18 protein-coding genes are annotated in these 21,591 nt (G+C 73.8%); 10 read left to right on the top strand and 8 right to left on the bottom strand.

Annotated features, from left to right (window positions below; genetic code table 11):
- Window positions 1–8: 8 nt before the first annotated feature.
- On the bottom strand, window positions 9–4,334 hold the full coding sequence (locus D581_RS0114000; protein WP_018957840.1) for a bifunctional nitrate reductase/sulfite reductase flavoprotein subunit alpha: 4,326 nt from the start codon (window positions 4,332–4,334) through the stop codon (window positions 9–11).
- 398 nt (window positions 4,335–4,732) lie between these two features.
- Between D581_RS0114000 and D581_RS0113995 the strand changes: the two genes are divergently transcribed.
- The 4 genes from D581_RS0113995 to D581_RS0113980 are packed head-to-tail and all read left to right on the top strand — an operon-like array spanning window position 4,733 to window position 9,138.
- Entirely contained in the window at window positions 4,733–5,473 is a 741-nt protein-coding gene (locus D581_RS0113995; protein WP_018957839.1) for a class I SAM-dependent methyltransferase, read from the top strand.
- Window positions 5,470–6,612, top strand: coding sequence for a pyridoxal-phosphate dependent enzyme (locus D581_RS0113990; RefSeq protein WP_018957838.1), 1,143 nt, complete (start codon window positions 5,470–5,472; stop codon window positions 6,610–6,612). The genes D581_RS0113995 and D581_RS0113990 overlap by 4 nt, the downstream gene beginning before the upstream one ends.
- Window positions 6,609–7,832 carry an ATP-grasp domain-containing protein gene (locus D581_RS0113985; RefSeq protein ID WP_018957837.1) on the top strand — a complete coding sequence of 408 codons (1,224 nt, stop codon included), beginning with the start codon at window positions 6,609–6,611 and terminating at the stop codon, window positions 7,830–7,832. Before D581_RS0113990 ends, D581_RS0113985 begins: the two co-directional genes overlap by 4 nt.
- Before the next feature lie 10 nt (window positions 7,833–7,842).
- Window positions 7,843–9,138 carry an MFS transporter gene (locus D581_RS0113980; RefSeq protein WP_018957836.1) on the top strand — a complete coding sequence of 432 codons (1,296 nt, stop codon included), beginning with the start codon at window positions 7,843–7,845 and terminating at the stop codon, window positions 9,136–9,138.
- Between the two features lie 31 nt (window positions 9,139–9,169).
- On the opposite strand, the gene D581_RS0113975 is transcribed toward D581_RS0113980, so the two are convergent.
- On the bottom strand, window positions 9,170–9,793 hold the full coding sequence (locus D581_RS0113975) for a sigma-70 family RNA polymerase sigma factor (protein ID WP_018957835.1): 624 nt from the start codon (window positions 9,791–9,793) through the stop codon (window positions 9,170–9,172).
- 284 nt (window positions 9,794–10,077) lie between these two features.
- Window positions 10,078–10,749, bottom strand: coding sequence for a hypothetical protein (locus D581_RS0113970; protein ID WP_018957834.1), 672 nt, complete (start codon window positions 10,747–10,749; stop codon window positions 10,078–10,080).
- A 237-nt stretch (window positions 10,750–10,986) separates the two neighbouring features.
- Between D581_RS0113970 and D581_RS0113965 the strand changes: the two genes are divergently transcribed.
- From D581_RS0113965 to lnt, 4 genes are all read left to right on the top strand, one after another.
- Entirely contained in the window at window positions 10,987–12,054 is a 1,068-nt protein-coding gene (locus D581_RS0113965) for a ferric reductase-like transmembrane domain-containing protein (RefSeq protein WP_018957833.1), read from the top strand.
- Window positions 12,055–12,134: 80 nt separating this feature from the next.
- Window positions 12,135–13,004, top strand: coding sequence for a universal stress protein (locus D581_RS0113960; protein WP_018957832.1), 870 nt, complete (start codon window positions 12,135–12,137; stop codon window positions 13,002–13,004).
- Window positions 13,005–13,130: 126 nt separating this feature from the next.
- On the top strand, window positions 13,131–13,643 hold the full coding sequence (locus D581_RS0113955) for a nuclear transport factor 2 family protein (RefSeq protein WP_026290503.1): 513 nt from the start codon (window positions 13,131–13,133) through the stop codon (window positions 13,641–13,643).
- A gap of 173 nt (window positions 13,644–13,816) precedes the next feature.
- Window positions 13,817–15,571 carry an apolipoprotein N-acyltransferase gene (lnt, locus tag D581_RS0113950; protein ID WP_018957830.1) on the top strand — a complete coding sequence of 585 codons (1,755 nt, stop codon included), beginning with the start codon at window positions 13,817–13,819 and terminating at the stop codon, window positions 15,569–15,571.
- Here lnt and D581_RS0113945 read toward each other — a convergent pair.
- Window positions 15,495–16,400, bottom strand: a complete 906-nt coding sequence (locus D581_RS0113945; protein WP_018957829.1) for a Gfo/Idh/MocA family protein — start codon at window positions 16,398–16,400, stop codon at window positions 15,495–15,497. The two genes, lnt and D581_RS0113945, sit on opposite strands and share 77 nt — an antisense overlap.
- A 133-nt stretch (window positions 16,401–16,533) precedes the next feature.
- Between D581_RS0113945 and D581_RS0113940 the strand changes: the two genes are divergently transcribed.
- Both D581_RS0113940 and D581_RS0113935 read left to right on the top strand, forming a co-directional pair.
- Window positions 16,534–17,055, top strand: coding sequence for a DinB family protein (locus tag D581_RS0113940; RefSeq protein WP_018957828.1), 522 nt, complete (start codon window positions 16,534–16,536; stop codon window positions 17,053–17,055).
- 113 nt (window positions 17,056–17,168) lie between these two features.
- A complete protein-coding gene (locus tag D581_RS0113935) occupies window positions 17,169–17,642 on the top strand; it encodes a hypothetical protein (RefSeq protein WP_018957827.1) in 474 nt (157 codons plus the stop codon).
- Window positions 17,643–17,670: 28 nt separating this feature from the next.
- Here D581_RS0113935 and D581_RS0113930 read toward each other — a convergent pair whose 3' ends face one another.
- The 4 genes from D581_RS0113930 to D581_RS0113915 all read right to left on the bottom strand — a co-directional run bounded on the left by D581_RS0113930 (window position 17,671) and on the right by D581_RS0113915 (window position 21,564).
- Window positions 17,671–18,210 carry a hypothetical protein gene (locus D581_RS0113930; RefSeq protein WP_018957826.1) on the bottom strand — a complete coding sequence of 180 codons (540 nt, stop codon included), beginning with the start codon at window positions 18,208–18,210 and terminating at the stop codon, window positions 17,671–17,673.
- Between the two features lie 124 nt (window positions 18,211–18,334).
- Entirely contained in the window at window positions 18,335–19,024 is a 690-nt protein-coding gene (locus tag D581_RS0113925) for a uracil-DNA glycosylase (protein WP_018957825.1), read from the bottom strand.
- 85 nt (window positions 19,025–19,109) lie between these two features.
- On the bottom strand, window positions 19,110–20,690 hold the full coding sequence (locus D581_RS0113920) for an ABC transporter substrate-binding protein (protein ID WP_026290501.1): 1,581 nt from the start codon (window positions 20,688–20,690) through the stop codon (window positions 19,110–19,112).
- A 118-nt stretch (window positions 20,691–20,808) separates the two neighbouring features.
- The gene (locus D581_RS0113915; protein WP_018957823.1) at window positions 20,809–21,564 is read right to left on the bottom strand and encodes an SDR family oxidoreductase; all 756 of its coding nucleotides are present in this window, start codon (window positions 21,562–21,564) and stop codon (window positions 20,809–20,811) included.
- Between the last annotated feature and the right edge of the window lie 27 nt (window positions 21,565–21,591).

Below are 21,591 nucleotides of genomic sequence, written 5' to 3'. Positions count from 1 at the left end.
TCCCTCGTTCAGTACACGTCACGCACGTATCTGCGGTCCGAGGCTAGCTGCTTGACCTGCGCGGCCGCCGCGTCGGGTTCGAGTCCGCCGTGGGCGACGGCGATGTCGCGCAGGGCCCGGTCGACGTCCTTGGCCATGCGGGAGGCGTCGCCGCAGACATAGAGGTGGGCGCCGTCGCGGAGCCAGGACCAGAGCTGGGCTCCGTGCTCGCGCATCCGGTCCTGGACGTAGACCTTGGCCCGCTGGTCGCGGGAGAAGGCGGTGTCCAGCCGGGTCAGGGTGCCCGAGCGGCTCAGCGCGTCGAGTTCGTCGCGGTAGTAGAAGTCCGTGGCGCGGTGCTGCTCGCCGAAGAACAGCCAGTTGGGGCCGGGGTGGCCGAGCGCCCGGCGTTCCTCCAGGAAGCCCAGGAAGGGGGCGACTCCGGTACCGGGCCCGACCATGATCATCGGGGTGGCCGGGTCGGCGGGCGGGCGGAAGCGGTCGTTGCGCTGGACGAAGACCGACAGGGGGCTGTCCGGTTCGGCGTCGGCGAGGAACGTGGAGGCGACGCCCTTGCGCATCCGGCCGCGGTGGCTCTCGTAGCGGATCACGGAGACGGTCAGCCGCATCCGGTGGGGATCCACGAGCGGGCTGGAGGCGATGGAGTACAGCCGGGGCCTCAGCGGCCCGAGCACCTCGGCCCAGGCGGCGGCCGTGGCGCGTACCGGGTGTTCGGCGAGGACGTCGACGGCCTGCCTCCCCCAGATCCACCGGTCTCTCTCGCCCTTGTTGTCGGGGCGCAGCAGCTTCTTCAGCGACCGGTCCCCCGTGTGGTCGGCGACCACACGCAGCAGGCCCGAGGTGATGCGGGCGATGTCCAGGTGGCGGTGCAGGGCCGTCTCCAGGGCGACCGGGCCGTGCCCGGGGACGTCCACCTCGGCGGCGGGGTCGAGTCCGGTGACGGCGAGCCATTCGGCCACCAGGGCCGGCGAGTTGAGGGGCTGTACGCCCAGCGCGTCCCCGGCCGTGTACGTCAGGGGGGTGCCGGCGCCCCGCGTGTCGATCGTGAAGGCACGGACCTCCTTCGTCGCACCGGGCAGGCTCAGGAGGCGGTTCCCCGTGAGGAGGGCGGTGACGGGCGTGGCCCTGGAGGGACGGGCGGGGGCCGCCCCGGCCGGCGACTCCGCCGCCGCGGAGGCGGGCGGTACGGCGGAGGCGGGCGGTACGGCGGAGGCGGGCGGTACGGCGGGCGGTGCGGCCGCCGCCGGCTCCGCCGTCCCTTCCGGCGTCGTCGCCTCCAGCGCGGCCCGGACCTCCTTGAGCCACTGGCCGAAGGGCTGTTCGTACTCCGGTTCGCAGTCGGTGCGCGGGACCAGCCGCTCCGCGCCCAGTTCCCCGAGGCGTTCGTCCAGACGGCGTCCGTGGCCGCAGAAGTCGTCGTAGCTGGAGTCGCCGAGCGCGAGTACGGCGTAACGGACGCCCGCCAGGCCCGGGGCCCCGGGGGCGTTCAGCGCCTCCCAGAAGCCGGAGCCGTTGTCGGGGGCGTCGCCGTCGCCGAAGGTGCTGGTGACGACGAGGAGGTCGGCCGGGCTCGGCAGGGCGTCGGGCGTCCCGTCGTCCATGCCGAGGAGCGTGGTGCGGTACCCCTCGGCGGCCAGCGTCCGGGCGGCCGTCGCGGCGGCCTCCTCGGCGTTGCCGGTCTGCGAGGCCCACAGCACGACGACCGGCCGGCCCTGTTCTTCCGGGGCGCCGGCCGGTGCCGCGAGCCCGGGCTCCGTCGTCCCCGCGAGCCGGGAGTACATGCCGGCCAGCAATCCGTTGACCCACAGCGCGTGGTCCGGGGCGAACGGGGCGCCCGCCGGAAGCACCGGGGTGCCCTCCGGCCGGGCGCCGAGGCCCGCGAGGAATCCGGCCAGGTAGCGGCGCTCCGTCTCCGTGAGGACGGGTGGAACGGTGTCCGCCAGGCCCAGCGCGCCCACCAGCCCCGAGGCGTCCACCGGGCCCGGCGAGCCCACGCGTACCGGCATGCCCCCGAGTCCCGGCGTTCCCACCGGCCCCGACGTGCCCACGGGTCGGCCGGGGGCGTCCGCGAGACCGGGGACGCCGGTGGGCGAGGGCCGTCGCGCCGTGGCGGGTTCGCGGCGCGGCGCGGGTGCGGCGACCTTCGCCAGCCGGACCGCGCACACCTTCAGCTCGGGCTGGAACGAGATCGGGTCGACCGCGTCGTTGGTCACGGCGTTCACACCGAGGTACTCGCCGAACAGGTCGTTCCAGTGGAACGGGGCGAAGCACTCCCCCGCCCGCACCCGGTCGGTGATCCGGGCCGGGAGCACCGCGCGGCCGCGCCGCGAGGCGACCTCGACTCCGTCGTCCTCGCCGAGGCCCAGGGCGGCGGCGTCGTCGGGGTGGATCTCCACGAACGGGCCGGGGTCCAGCCGGTTCAGCTTCGTGATCTTCGCGGTCTTGGTGAGGGTGTGCCACTGATGCTGGAGCCGCCCGGTGTTGAGGACGAACGGGTAGTCCTCGTCGGGCATCTCGGCCGGCGGCAGGTGCGGACGGGTGTGGAAGACGGCCCGGCCGCTCGGCGTGGGAAAGGCCAGCCTCGGCACGCTCCCGTCGGGCCGTACGGTCAGCTCCTGGCTGACGCCGTCGTTGACGTAGCGCACGGGGTTGCGGGCCGGACCGTCGACATCGGCGCTGGGCCACTGCACAGGCGTCTCGCGCAGCCGCTCGTACGTCACTCCGCGCAGGTCGTAGCCGGTGCGCGGGTTCGACGCCCGGGTGATCTCGGCGAAGACCTCCTCGGCGCTCGTGTAGCCGAAGGCGTCCTCGTACCCCATGGCGCAGGCCACCGCGGCGATGATCCGCCAGTCCGGCCAGGCCTCTCCCGGCGGGTCGGTGGCGCGGCGGGAGAGGGTGAGGGTGCGCTCCGAGTTGATCAGCACGCCCTCGGACTCGGCCCAGAGGGCGGCGGGCAGGACGACATCGGCGTACGCGTTGGTCTCGGTGTCGGCGAACACGTCCTGGGTGACCACGAATTCGGCGGCCTCCAGGCCCTCGATGACGGTCCGGCGGTTGGCGACCGAGGCGACCGGGTTGGTGCAGATGATCCAGCAGGCCTTGATCTCTCCCTCGGCCATGCGCCGGAACATGTCGATCGTGCCGCTGCCCGAGCCGTCCGCGCGCAGGGTGCCGGGCGGAACGCCCCACAGCTCCTCCGTGAAGGCGCGGTCCTCGTCGACCAGGACCGATCGCTGGCCGGGCAGTCCGGGGCCCATGTAGCCCATCTCGCGCCCGCCCATGGCGTTGGGCTGGCCGGTGAGCGAGAACGGGCCGCTGCCGGGGCGGCAGATCGCCCCGGTCGCCAGGTGCAGGTTGACGACCGCGTTGGTGTTCCAGGTGCCGTGCGTGGACTGGTTGAGGCCCATCGTCCAGCAGCTCATCCAGTCGCCCGCCTCGCCGATCCAGCGGGCCGCCTGCCGGATGTCGTCCTCGGGGATGCCGGTGATCTCAGCCACGGCGGCGGGCGGGTAGTCGCGGAGGAAGGCGGGCATCGTCTCCCAGCCCTCGGTGTGCTCGGCGATGAAATCGGGGTCGGTGTGCCCGTTCTCGACGAGGAGGTACAGCAGCCCGTTGAGGAGGGCCAGGTCGGTGCCGGGTCTGATCCGGAGGTACAGGTCGGCCTTGGCGGCGGTGGCGTTGCGCCGGGGGTCGACGACGATCAGCTTCGCGCCGGCCTTGACGCGCTCCATCATCCGCAGGAAGAGGATCGGGTGGCAGTCGGCCATGTTGGCGCCGGTGACGAGGAAGACATCGGCGTGGGCGAAGTCCTCGTAGGAGCCGGGCGGCCCGTCAGCGCCGAGGGACAGCTTGTAGCCGCTGCCCGCGCTCGCCATGCAGAGCCGGGAGTTGGACTCGATGGTGTTGGTCCCGATGAAGCCCTTGGCCAGCTTGTTGGCGAGGTACTGCGCCTCCAGCGTCATCTGGCCGGAGACGTAGAGGGCCACCGCGTCGGGGCCGTGGGTGTCCAGCACGGACCGCAGCCGGCGCGCCGTCTCCTCGATGGCGGCGTCCCGGCCGAGCGGGGCGGGCTGCTCGCTGCGGTCGGGGCGGGCCAGGGCGGTGGTCAGCCGTCCGGGGGCGACGAGGAGGTCCGCGCCGGTGGCGCCCTTGGTGCACAGCCGGCCGGCGTTCGACGGGTGCTCCTTGTCCCCCGAGGCCTTCACGACGGTGCGGCGGCCGTCGGGTCCTGCGGCGATGTCGAGGACGATCCCGCAGCCGACACCGCAGTACGAGCAGACCGTGCGCACCCGGTCGGTGGCGGGAGCGTCCGGCGGCGGGGGCGGCACGGTCATGGGGGCCCTTCGGAGGCGGCGTTCCCGGAGGGACGCGGGGGCGGGCTGCGGTCACCCCCGAATCTAGGAAGGGCCCGTTACCCGGGGATGACACCGGGCGAACGACGACGGTTACGTCGCCTGCACACCGCCCGGGGGCCATCGGTGAGGCCCGGGCCGCGGCTCCGGCGTCGCACGGTGGCGGGCGGTGCGGGTCGGGCGGTGCCGGGCGGTGGTCCCGGCGGCCTCGCCCGGTGATCGCGGGGAACTTCCCGGCCGGGGCGGCCGACTACTGGAGAGACGCCGGGCGCGGGAGGCCCGCCCGGTGACGGAAGCGGCGGCCGGTGACGTGACACGGCTGCCGGGGCGACGGCAGCAGGACACCCACGGGCCCCGGGCCCGGGAGGAGGCCGCGAGGCATGCACTGGTACGAGGACGACGCGCTCTGGTCCGATTTCGCCCCGACGATGTTCTCGGCGGCGCGGGCCGAGTCCGCCGCCGCCCTGGTCGCGTCCTCTCCCCTGCTGGACTTCCCACCGGGCACGAGAGTCCTGGACCTGTGCTGCGGGCCGGGTCTCTTCGCGGTGCCGCTGGCGGAGCGCGGGTACGAGGTGACGGGGGTCGATCTGTCGCCCTCCATGCTGGAGAGCGCGCGGGCCGCCTGCGACGCGGCGGGCGCCGAGGTCCGGCTGGAGCGCGCCGACATGCTCGCGTACCGGCGGCCGGGCGGCTTCGACGTGGTGCTGAACGTCTTCACGTCGTTCGGCTACTTCGACGAGGCGGAGGACAACCTCCGGGTGCTGCGCAACGCCCACGAGAGCCTCGCCCCGGGCGGGCAGCTCCTGGTGGACGTGATGGGCAAGGAGGTGCTGGCGGGCTGGATCGGACGGCCGAAGGCGGTCGACCTGCCCGACGGCGCCTACGTGGTCCAGCGTGACACCGTGCTCGACAGCTGGCGGCGGCTGCGCACGGACTGGACGCTGGTGCGCGGCACGACCGCGCGGACGGCGTCCATCACCTCCTGGCTCTACTCGGCGGCCGAGCTGCACGCCCTCTTCGAGAGCGCGGGCTTCACCGACGTGGAGTGCTTCGGCGGGTTCGACGCGTCCGGCTACGACCAGCGCTCGGACCGGCTGATCGTGCGCGGGCGGCGCAAGTGAGGGCCGGGGCGGACGCCCGTCCGCGCACCGCGGGGCCGGACGCCTCCGCGCGCCCGGCCGTCGCGACGGTCCACGAGCACATCACCGACGCGGTGAAGACCCCGGACCTGATCCGGCTGACCGGCGACGTCGTCCTCGCCCGCTTCGAGACGATGAAGGTGTACGCGGCGCTCGGCGCGGTCCGCTCGCTGCTGCGCCGGGGCCTGGTGGTCCCCGGGCAGACCCTCGTCGACAGCTCCAGCGGGATCTACGCGCTGGCGCTCGCCATGGCCTGCCACCGCTACGGGCTGCGCTGCCACATCGTCGCCTCCACCACCGTGGACGCCACCATGCGGGCCCAGTTGGAGATCCTGGGCGCGACGGTCGACGCGATGCCGCCCTCGCGGAGCCTGCGCCTGGACCAGGAGCTGCGGGTGCGCCATGTGCGCCGGCTGCTGGCCGAGCGGCCGGACTTCCACTGGATGCGGCAGTACCACGACCAGGTCCACCACGAGGGGTACCGGGAGTTCGCGGAGCTGCTCACCGGGGCGCTGCCCGAGGGTCCGCTGACCGTGGTCGGCGCGGTGGGCACGGGTGCGTCGACCGGTGGACTGGCCCGCGCGCTGCGGGAGTCGGGGCGGTCGGTGCGGCTGGTGGGCATCCAGCCGTTCGGCAGCGTGACGTTCGGGAGCGAGCGGTTCGAGGACCCTGAGGCGATCATCGCGGGCATCGGCAGCTCGATACCGTTCGGGAACGTCCGCCACGAGCTGTACGACACCGTCCACTGGCTGGACTTCCGCCATGCGATGGCGGGGGCGGTCGGGCTGCTGCGGGAGCACGCGGTGTTCGCGGGCCTGTCCACCGGGGCGGCCCATCTGGCCGCGTCCTGGGAGGCGGCCTGCGATCCCGGCCGGCTGCATCTGGTGCTGGGCGCCGACACCGGGCACCGGTACGCGGAGCGGGTGTTCACCCGGCATGCCGAGGCCCTGGACCCGGCCGGGCTGCGGCCCCGGACCATCGCGTCGCCGGCCGACCTGCGACCGCCGTGGTCGGTGATGGAGTGGGCCGGGCGGGCCGCGCCGGAGGCCGCCAGGACCGTTGAGGGCGACGCCCCCTCCCCCTCCCCTTCCCCCGTACCGACTGTGGAGCTGCTGCCATGACGATCGCCGCACTGGAGTCCCTGTCCTTCGGCCTGGGCAGGATGGCGGAGGCCGCCGCCGGGGCGGGGCACCGGCTGTGCCTGCTGACCGGCGACCGTTCGGTCTACCGGCACGAGCTGGCGGTCCTGCCGCCGGACGCGCTGGACGTCGTGGACGTCGACACGATGGATCCGGAGGCCACCCGCCAGGCCCTGGCCGCCGTACCGGGCCTGGCCGGGCTGATCAACACGACGGACACCTGGAGCCTGCCGGCCGCCGAACTGGCCGCCGAACTGGGGCTCCCGGGCGCCGACCCGAAGGCCGTACGGCTGCTGCGGGACAAGCGCCGGGTCCGGGAGACGCTGCACGCGCGCGGGCTGAGCCGGAGTGCGGCCGTATCCGTCCCGCCGGGTCCCGAAGGCGCCGGGGAGGTGCTGCGGGCAGTGGGGCTGCCCGCGGTCCTGAAGGACTCGGCGGGCACCTCATCGCGCTCCGTGTGGATCGTGCACGACGAGGAGGCCCTGCACCGGGCGCTGGCGGAGGCGGCGCGCCAGCCCCTGACCGGCGAGCTCTTCGCCGAGGCGTTCCTCGCCGGTCCGCTGTACAGCGCGGAGACCATCGGCTGGGACGGGACCACCCGGCTGCTCGGGGTGCTGAGCCGCCAGACGTCCCGGGCGGCGGTGGTACGGGAGGAGGCGGCGGCGTTCCCGGTGGCGCTGCCCCAGGAGGAGCGGGCCGGGATCGAGGCGTGGGTGGGCCGGGTCCTCGCGGCGGCGGGGCACACCCGCGGCTTCGCCCATGTGGAGTTCGTCCTGACGGCCGACGGGCCCGAGTTGGTGGAGATCAACCGCAGGATCGGCGGCGCGCTGGTCGGCGAGGTGCTGTGCCGGACGCTGCGGACCAACGTCTACACGGCCATGATGGACGAGGCGCTCGGCCGTCGCCCGGCGCTGCTGGACGCCCCGCTCGACGCCGCAGGGCCCGCGTACGGCTTCGTCCTGGTGTACGCGGAGCGGCCCGGCGTGCTGAAGGGCTGGCACGGCCTCGACGAACTCGGGGCGTTCCCCGGGGCGGTGGAGTGGTTCCCGGTCCGCGAGCCCGGCGAGAGCGTGCTCCACGTCGGCGATCAGCGGGGCTGTACGGGCATGGTGCTGGCCGAGGCGCGGACGGCGGAGCTGGCCCAGCACCGGGCGTGGAGCGCGGCCGTGCGGGTCCGCCCGGTCGTCGCTGGGGCGCCGTGAGCCCGGGAAAGTGAGCCCCGGCCGGACGGACGGGGTCCCGGGGGCCGGCGCCGGCCGGGGGCGGCTGGGCCGGGACGCCCCCGGGCGGAGGGGGCGCCTTCCGCTCACCGGCCCGCAGCGGTTCCTGCTGGGGGGCTCGTTCCTGATCACGCTGGGCAGCTTCGCCGTCCTGCCCTACATGTCGGTGCTGCTGCACCAGCGGCTCGGCCTCGGGCTCGGCACGGTCGGCATCGTGCTGGCCGTCGCCTCGCTGATCCAGTTCGCCGGCGGCGTGGTCGCGGGGCCGGTGACCGGGCGGATCGGACTGCGACGCGCCATGCTGCTGGCGCTGGGGCTGCGTACGGCGGGGTTCGCCGCGTTCGTCCCCGGGCTGACGAGTCCGGTCCTGGCGGTCGGGGCGCTGCTGCTGGTGTCGGCGGGCGCGGCGCTGTACCTCCCGGCGAACAAGGCGTATCTGGTGGAGGGGGCGTCGAAGGCGCAGCGCCCCCGGCTGCTGTCGGCGAGCGGTTCGGCGTTCAACGCGGGGATGGCACTGGGCCCTCCGGCCGCCGCGCCGCTCGTCATGGGCTCCCCCGGGGCGCTGTTCTCCTGCGTCACCGTGCTGTTCGCACTCGTGGGGGCCGGGCACGCGCTGCTGCCGGAGGGCGCGGCCGACCGGCCCTCCGACGGGTCGCCCGGCGGGTCCTCCGCGGCGCCCGCCGCCGGCCGGGCCCCGGAGCCCGGTGCACCGCGCCCCGGCCCTTCGCCGTTCGTGGTGACCGTGCTGAGCGTGTACGCGTTCATGTTCTTCCAGCACTACCTGGCGCTGTACGCGGTCCCCCGGACGTCGGCGGCCTTCTACGGGGCCGTCCTGACGGGGTACGCGGCCCTCCTCGTCGTCGGCCAGCCGTTGCTGGCGGAACGGGTCGCCGCACTGGGCTACCCGGCCGCCCTGCGGTGGGGGTTCGGCACGATGGCGGCGGGCATGGCGGCGATCGGGGCCGGCGGGCACGCGGGGATCGCGGTGGGCGGGGCGCTGCTGTGTCTCGGGGAGATCGTGCTCTTCCTCAAGAACGACCTGGAGGCGCTGGCCCGTTCGTCGGCGGCTCCGGCGAGCGTGTTCGGGCGTCAGCGGCTGGCGGCGGGCATCGGCGCGTTCGCCAGCGGGGTGGTGGGCGGGCAGTTGTACGGGGCGGCGGAGTCGGCGGGCTCGGCGCGGGGGTTCTGGGTGGCGGTCTGCCTCCAGTGCCTGTTGCTGCCGGTGTTCCTGCTCCGCCGGCGGCGCACCGCCCGGGACCCCGAGGGATCGCGGGCGGGCGCCGGATGAAGCGTGTCGCGGAGGCCCGGTGCTGGGACGGTCAGGCCGTTGCGGGGAGCGGGCGCCGGGGCTCCGAGGCCGGCGCCCCGCGCCACTGCCCGGCGAGTTCGCGGCGTGCCCGGGCCACGCGGGAGCGCACCGTGCCGATCGGGCAGCCGGCGGCGGCGGCCGCCTCCTCGTAGGACGCGCCCAGCAGTTGGGTGAGGACGAAGGCCTGACGGCGTGCCGGGTCCAGTCGGCGCAGGGCGTCCAGCACCGCGACGGACTCCTCGAATCCGGCGGGATGACGGGGCTGGGCGCGCTCCGCGGCGGTCTGCCAGTCCGCGGTGTCGGCGGTCCGGGGGCGTACGGCGGCGGCGCGGTGCCGGTCGATGACGACGCGTCGCGCGATCGACATCAGCCAGGTCCGGGCGCAGGAACGCCCCCCGAACCGGGCCAGTCCGCTCATCGCCCGGAGGTAGGTCTCCTGAGCCAGGTCGTCGGCCCCGGGGACGTCGGAGCTGAGATAGGCGACGAATCTGCGGACGTCCTCGTAGGTCGCCCGGACGAAGCGGTCGGCGGCCTCCCGGTCCCCGCCGCCCGCCGCGAGCGCCCAGTCGGTGATCTGCCCGTCGTTCTGCCGGGCGGCCGGGGGCCGGGGGCGGGGCGGGCGGGTGGCGGACACCCGGATGACCGGCGGCCGGGAGGCGGGAGGCGGCGCGGCGGCAGCGGGCCTTGCGACGGCCGGTGGTGCGGGGGCCGGTAGCACGGTGGCCGGTAGCGCGGGAGCAGGAAGTGTCACAGCAGTCCTTCGCGTCCTTGCGGAGCCGCGGCAGCGGTCGCCCGGCTCCGACGACCGGTCCCGGACCCCGTCGGGGGCGGCCCGGTGAACCGGCATGCCTGTCACGGGTGTGCGCGGCGCACACCCGTACCTCCTCCGGCGCTCAGCGGCCGGAGGGCGGATGGAGGTCAGAGGAAGGGGAGGGAGTGCGGCGGCCCGCGCCGGGAGATGGCGTGCAGGGTGAGAGGGTCCCGCGGGCGGCGGGGCCGGCGGCGGACGCGTCGTCGGACGGGCGGCGCGGGCGCGGGGGGCGTCGCGGACCACAGACGCCAGGCCGTCCGCAGCGGTGCCCGGACGAACAGCACCAGACAGCGGCCCAGCCGGGCGAGGGCCACCTCGCCGCGCCACAGCCACCAGCCGCAGATCACCCCGGCCACCACGTGGGCGGCGGCCATGCCGAGGGTGAACACCGCCCCGTCGAAGGCGGCCAGAAGCCCCATCAGGTCCGACGGGCCGCCGATCGGGACCTCGTGAGCGGAGTGGTTCATCGCGTCCGACGCACGGCGCCCGCCGCCCGAGTGGTGCGCGCCGAGGCCGGACGGCAGCCAGGATCCGGCGCAGGCGAAGAGGGCGTGCAGCCCCAACTGGCCCAGGACATGCGCCGTCACGGTCACCGGAGCGCTCCGCTCCCGCGCGGCGAGCCACCACCCCGCCCCGCTCACCGGCAGCAGCGCGGCGGCCTGGACGGGCAGGGGCAGGGGCGCGCCGGACATCAGCGCGTGGCCGAGTCCGGACACGGCGACGCACACCACCGCGAACAGCGCGGTGCGTCCGAGTCGGAGTGCGGTTCCGGCTCCCATAGCGGCCATCGTGCCAGTCGCACCCACCCCGGAGAGAAGAGCACCAGATGCCGAAACAACGGGAGTTCGCCGCGTTTGCCCCACCAGCAACCGCACGTGATCCATATCACACACGAAGAGCGGGAACTTTCCCCTTCGAGCGTCCGACTGCTCCAACAACGCGTCTGCGTACGCCTCGTGGCCCGGGGCCGCCGCATCCGCCCCCGCCACCCGATGCCCCCGCCCCGAAGAGGCCGCATGACGAACCCGCTCCCCACCCCTGAACCGGCAGCGGCCGCCGAGACGCCCGGAAGCACCGCGCCGGCCACCGAGGACCGTCCTGGAACCGCGGCCGCGGCGACCGGAAGCGCCGCACCGGAGGACGGCCGGGTCCCCGCCGCCCGACGGCCGGGAGAGCCGAGACGGCCGACGCTCCGCTCCGACCTGCGGGCCTCGTGGCCCGACGGTCTGGTGGCGCTCCTCATCACCGCGGCGATCTTCGTCCTGCTCTACATACGCATCCGCGACAAGACCTCGTCCACGGTCACCGTGATGCCGTTCATGGCCGACGCGGGCGGCTTCTGGATGTACTTCCTCAGCCAGGCGTTCGGCTGGTCCGCCCTGCTCTGGGCCTGGGGGACCGTCATCCTCGGGCTGATGCTGTCCGGGCCGCGACCGGGCCGCCTGCCGCTGTCGGGCCCCCGGCTGGAACGTCTGCACCGCACCACGAGTCTCAACACCATCGCCCTGATAGCGGCCCACGCCCTGCTGTTCGGGGCCGAACTGGTCCGGCACGACACCGCGTCCTGGAACTCCGCGGTCGCCACCGCCTTCGTCGAGACCCTCGTCCCCGGCGGCTACGACTCGGGGACCGGCAGGATCGCCATCCCCATCGGCCAGGCGGCCCTCTACCTCGCGATCCCCCTCGGCCTGATCTTCTACGTACGCCACCGCATCGGCCAGAAGACCTGGCGGGTACTGCACCGCTGCGTGATCGTCGTCTACGTCCTCAGCGTCTGGCACACCCTGCTGTACGGGACCAACGTCTGGTACGACGGCTGGTTCCGCACGAGTGTCTGGCTGCTCCAGCTCCCGATCGCCGCGCTGCTGCTCCTGCGTCTGATGCGGCCCGCCCGCCGCTCCGAGAAGCTGCCCGGCCGGCCGGGAGCGACCGCCGGGGCCCGCACCGGGTGGGCCCTGCGCGTGGGTGGCCGGCTCGCCGTGGTGGCGGTCCTGGCGGCTCTCGTCGCCGTCGTGGCAAGCGGCAGCGACGGCGGGCGCAGCACGCCCCCGAAAGACGCCACCTCCACTCACAACCACGACTGAGAGGCCGTCCGCCGCCGGGCGTGCGCGCTGTCCGCCACCACGGGTGAGAGCCGTCCGCCCGGCGACGTACGCTCGGAGGCATGACCACCAACGATCTTCCCGTGATCGCCGCAGTCGACGGCTCCACGCACAGTCGGCAGGCGCTCGACTGGGCCACCCACGAAGCCGTGCGGCGGGGGCTGCCCCTGCTGATCGTCCACGTCCGCCCGCTCACCCGGGAGGTCGACGAGGAGACCGGACGGCGCGAGGCGGAGGCCCTCCTGGCCGAGTCCGTGCGCCGGAGCGCGCTCATCGCTCCGGAGCTGCGGCCCTCGACGCTGGCCCCGCTGGACTTCCCGTCGGCGGCCCTGGTCTCGCTCGGCCGGGACGCGTCGATGATCGTGGTCGGCTCGCGCGGGCTCGGCGGCTTCCGCTCGCTGATGGTCGGTTCCAACAGCCTCGCCACGGCTTCGATGGCGAGCTGTCCCGTCGTGGTCGTGCAGGAGGACCGCCCGGAGGGGGACGAGAGCCGCCCCGGGGACGCGGGGGCCTTCACCGACATCGTGGCGGGGGTGGCGGCCGACGAGAGCAGCGAGGCCGTCCTGGAGTTCGCCTTCGCCACCGCGGCTTCCCGGCCGGGCGCCCGGCTGCGGATCGTGCACGGGTGGACGATGTTCTCCTCGATGCTCGCGGGCGGCCCCGTCCTGGACCGGCAGGAGGCGGCCGGCTCGGCCGCGCGGACCCTGGCCGAGCTGACCTCGGGGTGGCACGAGAAGTACCCGCAGGTGGAGATCGTCCGGGAGCCGGTCAACGGTTCGGCCTCGCGCACCCTGGTGACCGCGTCGGCGACGGCGGCTCTGACGGTGGTCGGCCGTCGCAAGGGCGGCGAGTCGCTCGGTCTCGGGCTGTCCCCGGTGGCGCAGACGGCGGTCACGCACGCGCTGGGACCGGTCGCCGTCGTGCCCTGCTGAGCCGGTTCCCCTGCGCGGCCGAGCCGTTCCCTCAGGGCGTGTCTCGAGAGTCCCGACGGGTCGCCGGACCCGGCCCGTCGGCGCGGGCCACTTGGCCTGGCGGGCGGCGTGACCGAGACTTGCCCGATGACACAGCGTGTGGCACTCGCGACCGTGCTGGACCGGCTTGCCATCGATGCGGTGATCACCGGGTACGCGGTGGCCGTCGACGACGGGGCCTGGTCGGACTACGGCGCCCTGTTCGCCCCGGACGGCCGCGCCGACTACCGGAGCGCCGGGGGCGTGGAGGGCCCGGCCGACGAGATCGCCCGGTGGCTGGAGGAGACGATGCGCCTCTTCCCCGTACGTCAGCACCTGATCGTCAACCGCCGGATCGACCTGGAGGACCTGGGCGGCTACACGGGCGACCGGGCCGAGGTGCGGGCCGACTACCTCAATCCGATGTGCCTGGCCCCGAAGACGTCGGGCGGGCCGGAGGCGGGCGCGCCGGGCCGGGCGGATTCCGGGCAGTCCGGGGTCGCCACGCCCGACTTCGTGACCGGCGGCCGCTACACCTTCGAGCTGCGCCGCGCCGAACCGGGCTGGCTGATCCGGACGGTCACCGTCCATGAGAAGTGGCGCCGGGCGCCGGGCGCGTAGGCCTCGCCGTCGCACTGCCGTCGCCGCCGCCCGGAGGGCGCCCGGCCCGTCCGCCGTGCCCCGCTCGGCCCGCGTCCTGTGTCCGGCGGGGATCACCTCCCCCACACTGGGTATCCAGGGGTTGACGCGGTGATGGCGACCTCCCGCCCGCGCACGACCGAGGAGGGCACGGCATGCGAATCCGGGGCGGGCGTCTCCCGGCCGGCCGGGACGCGGCCGGCGCGGCCGGCGAGAGCACGCCCGGTGCGGGCGCGGCTGCCGAAGGCGGTACCGGCGCAGGCGGCGCCTCCGGTGACGATCCGGCGGCCGGCGGCCGGGGCTCCACCGGTGCGGGGGCGCTCTCGTCCCCCTGGGTCCGGGGCGCGGCGGCGCTGCTCGCCGGGGCACTGCCCGCGCTCGCCTTTCCCGCGCCCGGACTCTGGTGGTTCGCCTACGGGGCGCTGGTCCCCTGGTTGCTGCTGATCCGCACCGCGCCCTCACCCCGCAGGGCCGCGCTGGACGGCTGGATCGGCGGCATCGGCTTCGTCATCGCGGTGCACCACTGGCTGATCCCGAGCCTCCACGTCTTCATCGTGCTGCTGGCAGCCCTGCTGGGGCTGCTCTGGGCGCCCTGGGGGCTGCTGGTGTCCCGGCTGCTCGGCGGGTCCCCTTCCGCGTCGCGTGCGGTCGCCGCCGTGGTCGTCGTGCCCTCCGGGTGGCTGATGATCGAGCTGGTCCGGTCCTGGGAGGGGCTCGGCGGGCCCTGGGGGCTCCTCGGTGCGAGCCAGTGGGAGGTCGCCCCCGCCCTGCGGGTCGCCTCGGTGGGCGGGGTGTGGCTCGTGAGTCTGCTGGTGCTCGCGGTGAGCACCGGCGCGGCCCTGCTGGTCGCCGACCGCGCGGCCCGTACGGCCGCCGGCGTCCTGCTGGTGGTGTGCGCCCTGTCCGTCGCGGCGATGTGGGCCTGGGCGCCGCGGCCCACGAACACGGGCACGGGCACGGGCACGGGCACGGGCACGGTCAGGATCGCCGTCGTGCAGCCGGGCGTCGTGGAGGGGCCGGGAAGCGTCGCGCGCCGCTTCGACCGGGGCGAGGAGCTGACCCGTTCGCTGCGGGGCCGGAACGTCGACCTGGTCGTGTGGGGCGAGAGCAGCATCGGGGCGGGCGCCTGGGAGCGCCCGGAGACCGCGCGGCGGCTGGCCGGGCTGTCCCGCCTGGTCGGCGCGGATCTGCTGGTCAATGTGGACGCCCGGCAGACGGACGGCTCGGGGCGGTCGGGAATCTTCAAGTCGGCGGTGCTCGTGGGCCCGGACGGGCCGACCGGGGACCGCTACGACAAGATGCGCCTGGTCCCCTTCGGCGAGTACGTTCCGGCCCGCTCCCTGCTGGGGTGGGCGACCTCCGTGGGCAAGGCGGCGGGCGAGGACCGGCTGCGCGGCGACCGCCAGGTGGTGATGACCCTGCCGGACGGGGCGCGGGGGCTGCGGATCGGCCCCCTGGTCTGCTTCGAGTCGGCGTTCCCCGACATGAGCCGCGGGCTGGTGCGCGACGGGGCGCAGGTGATCGTCGCCCAGTCCGCCACCTCGACGTTCCAGGACAGTTGGGCCCCGGCCCAGCACGCCTCGCTGGGGGCGCTGCGGGCCGCCGAAAACGGCCGCCCGATGGTCCATGCGACGCTCACCGGGATCAGTGCGGCGTATGGGCCCCGGGGGGAGCGGGTGGGCAGCCCGCTCGGTACGGACGCGAGCGCGGCGGAGGTGTTCGACCTGCCGCTGGCGCGCGGGAGCACGCTCTACGTCCGGCTCGGCGACTGGCCGGTGTACGGGGCGCTGGCGGCGCTGGCCGTGCTGTGCGCCGTCGAGGGGCTGCGGGCGCTCAGGAGGCCTGCTCCAGGGCCTCCCGGACCACCCGCTCGCACAGCTCATGGGTCGCCAGGGCGTCCCGGGCACTGAGCGTTTCGCCCCGGCGCACGGCGTCGAGGAAGGCGTGCACGCAGGCTTCGATGCCGCGCTGCCGGGCCACGGGGACCCAGTCGCCGCGCCGCCGCACGCTGGGCTGCCCCTTGTGGTCGACGATGTCCGCGAGGTTGAGGACCTGTCGCTTGGAGTCCTGGCCGGAGACTTCGAGGATCTCCTCGGTGGACCCGTTCAGCCGGTTCATCATGCCGATCGCGGTGAATCCGTCGCCGGACAGCTGGAGCACCACGTGGTGCATCAGCCCGTCCACGATCCGGGCCCGCACGGTGGTGTGGTCGACGGTGCCCGGGACCAGGAAGCGCAGGGTGTCGACGACGTGGATGAAGTCGTCGAGGACCATCGTCCGGGGGTCCTCGGGCAGTCCGACCCGGTTCTTCTGCATGAGGATCAGCTCGCGCGGGTGCTCCGCGCACTGCGCGTAGCCCGGGGCGAGGCGGCGGTTGAAACCGACGGCGAGGCTGACGCCGCGTTCCTCGGCGAGGTTCACCAGCCGCTCGGAGTCGGCGTACTCATAGGCGATCGGCTTGTCGACATAGGTGGCGACACCGGCTTCGAGGAGCCGTTCCACGATCTGCGGGTGCACGGCGGTCGGGGCGTGCACGAACGCCGCGTCCAACCCGGCGGCGAGGAGGGAGTCGAGGGTCGTGTGGCGTCCGCCGGCCGGAACGCGGTGGGTGTCGCCGACCGCGTGGAGCGTGGCGGGGGTGCGGGTCTGCAAATGCAGTTCGACCCCCGGTACGGCGCTGAGCACCGGCAGGTACGCCTTCCGCGCGATGTCGCCGAGCCCGATGCAACCGATCTTCACGAGGTCTCCTGTCGCCGTGTCGCGCCGCGGTGCGCGGCAGTTCGCGCCCCGGCAGCATACGTCGCCGCCGCCCTTCGCCCTCCTTCCGGTTCGCTCGCGAATTCCCTGGCCAGGGCCATGATCATGAGTCACTATGGCCCCCATGACTTTTCCGGAACGCTCCGAACCCGCTCTCGACGCCGCCGAACGCCCCATGCTGGAGGGCTGGCTCGACTACCACCGCGCGACCATGGCCATGAAGTGCGCGGGGCTGACCGACGCCCAGGTGCGCGAGGCCTCGGTGCCGCCGTCCGCCTTCACGTTGCTCGGGCTCCTGCGGCACATGGCCGAGGTGGAGCGCGGCTGGTTCCGTGCGGTGCTGGCCGGCGAGGAGTTGCCGGACCTCTTCTGCACCGAGGAGGACCCCGACGGTGAGTGGCATGTGACGGAGTCGGACACCTGGGCCGAGGCGGATGCCGCCTGGCGGGCGGAGGTCGCGGCGGCCCGTGAGAACGCCGCCGCGTATGACCTGGACGACTTCTCCAAGGGCGTCGGCTCGGCGGGCAAGCCTTTCAGCCTGCGCTGGATCTACACGCACATGATCGAGGAGTACGCACGGCACAACGGCCACGCCGACCTGGTGCGCGAGCGCGTGGACGGCGCCACCGGCGACTGACGGCCGCGTCCCCGGCGAGCGCGGTCCGGGCACCGTGCTGACCGGGTCACTCGTGCGGGCCATTCCCCGTGCACCGGGCCCCCGGGTGGCCCGGGGAACCGCAGAGTTGTCCCGTGCAGAGAACCAGAATCGCCGCGAAACTCCTGGTCGGGCTGACGGTCACGGCCGTCTCCGGCTGCGTCTCCGTGGAGCCCCGGGCCGTCCCCCCGCCGTCTCCCGGCGCCACCGGGCCGGTCCAGGACGTGGCCCCGCAGATCGTGCAGCCGCCCGCCCGTGAGGCGTTGGAGGCGGTGCCGGATCCGAGCCCCTCGGCGGCCCCGCCGTCCTCCCCCGCGCCGCCGGCCGCCGGCTCCCCGCCGCGGGCCCGGCGCACCGCACCGGCGGGGGCCTCCCGCCCTCGGGAGCGCCCGGAGCCGCCGGAGTCCCGGACGCCGCGCCGGATCCCGGGCGTCCCGTCCGTCACCGTGCCCGCCCTGCCGCGCGTCCCCGGCGTCGGGGCGGACGTCTGCGCGCTCGGCCGGGGGTACGGCGGCTGGCCCGCGGGCAGTCCGGAGTCCCGCAGCTGCTCGGAGACGTACGGCCGCTGACGCTCCGCCTCAGCGCGGGCGCCCGGGGTCACTGCTCCCGCATGCGGAGCTCCAGGCGGTGGATGGCGGCGCGGATCCCGCCGCCGTACCCGTCGTCCGCGAGCGACTCGGCCGCGGCGCGGGCCCGCTGGAGGTGGATGCGGGCCGAGTCGGGGCGCTGGAGTTTGAGGTAGTCCGCCGCGAGGTTGAGGTGCAGCGAGGGGTAGAACGCCCGGACGGCCGGGGTGTCCCGGTGTTCCGTCGGCCGGGCCCCGCCACGCCCCTCGCCGCCGTCCGGCTCGTCCCCGCCGCCCGGCTGGTCGCCCGGCCCCTCGGCGGTCCTCAGCCCCTCGGCGGCCGTCAGGGCCCGCAGATCCCAGGCCAGCTCGTCGCCGGGGTCGTCCTGGGTGTCGGCCATGTAGTGCGCGAGGGTGCAGCGGTGCAGGGCGTCGCCGTCCGCTCCGAGCTCCGACCAGAGCGCGCCGAAGCGGTTGCGGGCCTCCTCCCGGTCACCTCCGTGGAGCAGCATGATCGCCTGGCCGATCCTGGTCATGACGGCGTCGTCGGACGCCTCCTGCTGCTCCACCACTGCGGTCTCCTCCGTCGCCGGTCCAGCCGGTTGCCGTCGGTCCGACGCTAACGCCGGGCTTCCGCATAACCGGTCAGACACGGGCGTCGGGGCCTGTCAGCCGAGGTCTGTAGGCCGGGGCCCGTCAGCCGACGTCGGGGATCCGCCAGTCGATCGGCTGGTGACCCTGGGCGGCCACGGCCTCGTTGATCTGCGTGAAGGGGCGGGAGCCGAAGAACTTCTTGGCGGAGAGCGGCGAGGGGTGCGCGCCCTTCACCACTATGTGGCGCTCCTCGTCGATCAGGGGCAGCTTCTTCTGCGCGTAGTTGCCCCAGAGCACGAAGACCGCCGGGTCGGGCCGGTCGGCGACGGCGCGGATCACCGCGTCGGTGATCTTCTCCCAGCCCTTGTTCTTGTGGGAGTTGGCCTCGCCGCCCCGGACGGTGAGCACGGCGTTCAGCAGGAGGACGCCCTGCTCGGCCCAGGGCATCAGATAGCCGTTGTCCGGGATCGGCAGGCCGAGCTCCTGCTGCATCTCCTTGTAGATGTTGCGCAGCGACGGCGGAGTCCTGACACCGGGGCGCACGGAGAAGCAGAGCCCGTGTCCCTGCCCCTCGCCGTGATACGGGTCCTGGCCGAGGACGAGGACCTTCACCTTCTCGTACGGAGTGGCGTCCAGTGCGGCGAAGACCTGCTCGCGCGGCGGATACACCGGGCCCCTGGCCCGCTCCTCCTCGACGAAGTCCGCCAGTTCCTTGACGTACGGCTTCTCAAGTTCTTCGCCGAGGACGGCGCGCCAGGACTCGGGCAGCAGGTCGATATCGGTCACGTCCACAACCTCCGGTGAGCAACAGGTTCTTGATCCCAGAACCTACCGGGCGCCACTGACAACGGGTCCCGGAAGCCCCTCCGTACAGCGGCTACCAGCTGGCCTTGCGGTACAGCTCCCACATCTGCATCACGGTCTGCGGGTCGAGTGCGCGCTCGGTGCCGCCGATGTCCTCGCCCGAGGCGACGTACAGCTTGGCCTGCCACAGCGGCAGCAGCCGGACGTCCTCGACGAGGATCTCCTGGGCCCGCTCGAACTGCTTGCTGACCGCGCCCCGGTCGCTCTCCTGCCGCGAGGCGGGGATCAGCTGCTGGGTGATCTCCTTGTTGATGTACGGGGTGCCGGTGACGCTCTCCTTGCCCACGAAGGGCGCGATGAAGTTGTCGGGGTCCGGGAAGTCCGGGTACCAGCCGCGGCCGAAGACCGGGTACTCGCCCTTGTTGAAGCCTTCCTGGAAGGCCGTCCAGGGCTCGCCCTGCAGCGTGATCTCGAACAGCCCGGAGGCCTCCAGCTGCCGCTTGAGCTCCTCGAACTCGGGCTCCGTGGACGAGCCGTACCGGTCGGTGGTGTACCAGAACTTCATCTTCACGGGCTCGGTGATACCGGCCTCGGTGAGGATGTTCTTCGCCCTCTTGACGTCCGGGTCGCCGAAGGTGTCGAAGAAGCTCGTGGTGTGTCCGGCGATGCCCTTGGGGACCATGGAGTAGAGCGGCTCGGCGGTTCCCCGGTAGACCTTGGCGACCAGGGCGTCGCGGTCCACCACGTGGGCGATGGCCTTGCGGACGGCGGGGTTCGCGGCGGCCGGGTCCTTCGGGTTGAAGACCAGGAAGCGGATGTCCGAGCCGGTGCTCTCGACGATCTGGAGGCCGGCGTTGTCGTCCTTGTTGTCCTCCAGGCTGACGACCTCCTCGGCGGTCAGGCCCCGGTAGGTGGCGTCGATCTCGTCCGCCTTGAGCGCGCTCACCATGTCGGCGGACTTCTCGAAGTAGCGGATGGTGACCGCGTCGTTCTTCCGGTCGGCGAAGCCCTTGTAGTCCGGGTTCTTCTTCAGCTCGGCGGTGGCCCGGCCCTTGTAGGACTCCAGGAGGTAGGGGCCGGAACCGGTGACCTTGCCGTCGTCGCGGATCTTGTCCTTGCGGTAGTCGCCGGGGGCGACGAGCGACATGGCGGGCGTGGCCAGGATGAACGGGAACGTGGCGTCGGACTTGTTCAGGTGGAAGATGACCGTGTCGTCGCCCTTGGTCTCGATCCGGTCCAGGGAGTCGAGCATCCCGGCCGGGCCGCCCTTGAAGTGGATGTCCACGATGCGGTCGATCGAGTACTTCACGGCCTCGGCGTCGAGCTTCTCGCCGTTGGAGAACGTGAGGTTCTTCCTGAGCGTGCACCGGTACGCCATGCTCGTGGCGTCGGTGAACTTGCAGGAGTCCGCCGCGTCCGGCTCCGGGATCGTGCTGCCGGAGGGGAAGCTCACCAGGGTCTGGTAGACGTTCCGCATCAGCTCCCAGGACCCGTCCCAGGCTGCCGCGGGATCCAGTGTGGACGGGGAGCTGGTCGTCCCGACGGTTATCTTCTGGTCGGCTTCCGATCCACTGTCGGAAAGGAGACCGCAGCCGGTCAGCAGAGAAAGGGAAGCTAGGGCTGCAGCAGCCTGCAGACTGGCCCGGTAGAACACGCGCACGCTCCTCGATCAGCCATGGGTCGGCAGACCATACCGCAGCGCCCCACCGGGTCAATCCGCTGGCCCGGCGGGGCACTTGACCCAATCAGGGCCAAACCGGCCCAGGCCGCTCTCAGCCCACGCCGGCGTTGAGGAAAATTCCCCCGTCGACCACGAGGGTCTGGCCGGTGATCCAGTCGGACTGGGCGGAGGTCAGGAAGGCCGCCGCGCCCCCGATGTCCCCGGGCACGCCGAGCCGGCCCAGCGGGTAGGCGGCGGCCGCCTCCGCTTCGCGCCCCTCGTAGAGGGCCTCGGCGAACCTGGTCTTGACCACGGCCGGGGCGATGGCGTTGACCCGGACGACCGGGGCGAACTCGTGGGCGAGCTGGAGGGTCAGGTTGACCATCGCCGCCTTGCTCATGCCGTACGCGCCGATGAACGGCGAGGCGGAGACCCCGGCGACCGAGGCGATGTTCACGATCGCCCCGCCGTTCTCCTTCTGCCAGGCCTTCCAGGTCTGCTGGGCGAAGCCCAGCGCCGAGATCACATTGGTCTCGTAGACCTTGCGGGCGACGTTCAGGTCGAGCTCCGCCATGGGGCCGAAGACCGGATTCGTCCCGGCGTTGTTCACCAGGTAGTCGACCCGGCCGAAGGCCTCCATCGTGCGCTCGACCGCGACGGCCTGGTGCGCCTCGTCGTGCGCCTTGCCCGCGATGCCGATCGCACGGTCGGAGCCGAGCCGCTCGACGGCCTCCCTCAGGGCGTCCTCGCCCCGCCCGGTGATGGCCACCCGGTCGCCGCGGGCGACGAGCGCCTCGGCGATCCCGTAGCCGATACCCCGGCTCGCGCCCGTGATGAGGGCGACTTTTCCGCTGTCCTGCACCGTCATGTTGTCCGCTGCCCTTCGGGTCGGTTC

Source organism: Streptomyces sp. CNB091 (assembly GCF_000377965.1).
This window is presented reverse-complemented; position numbering and strand designations above follow the sequence as displayed.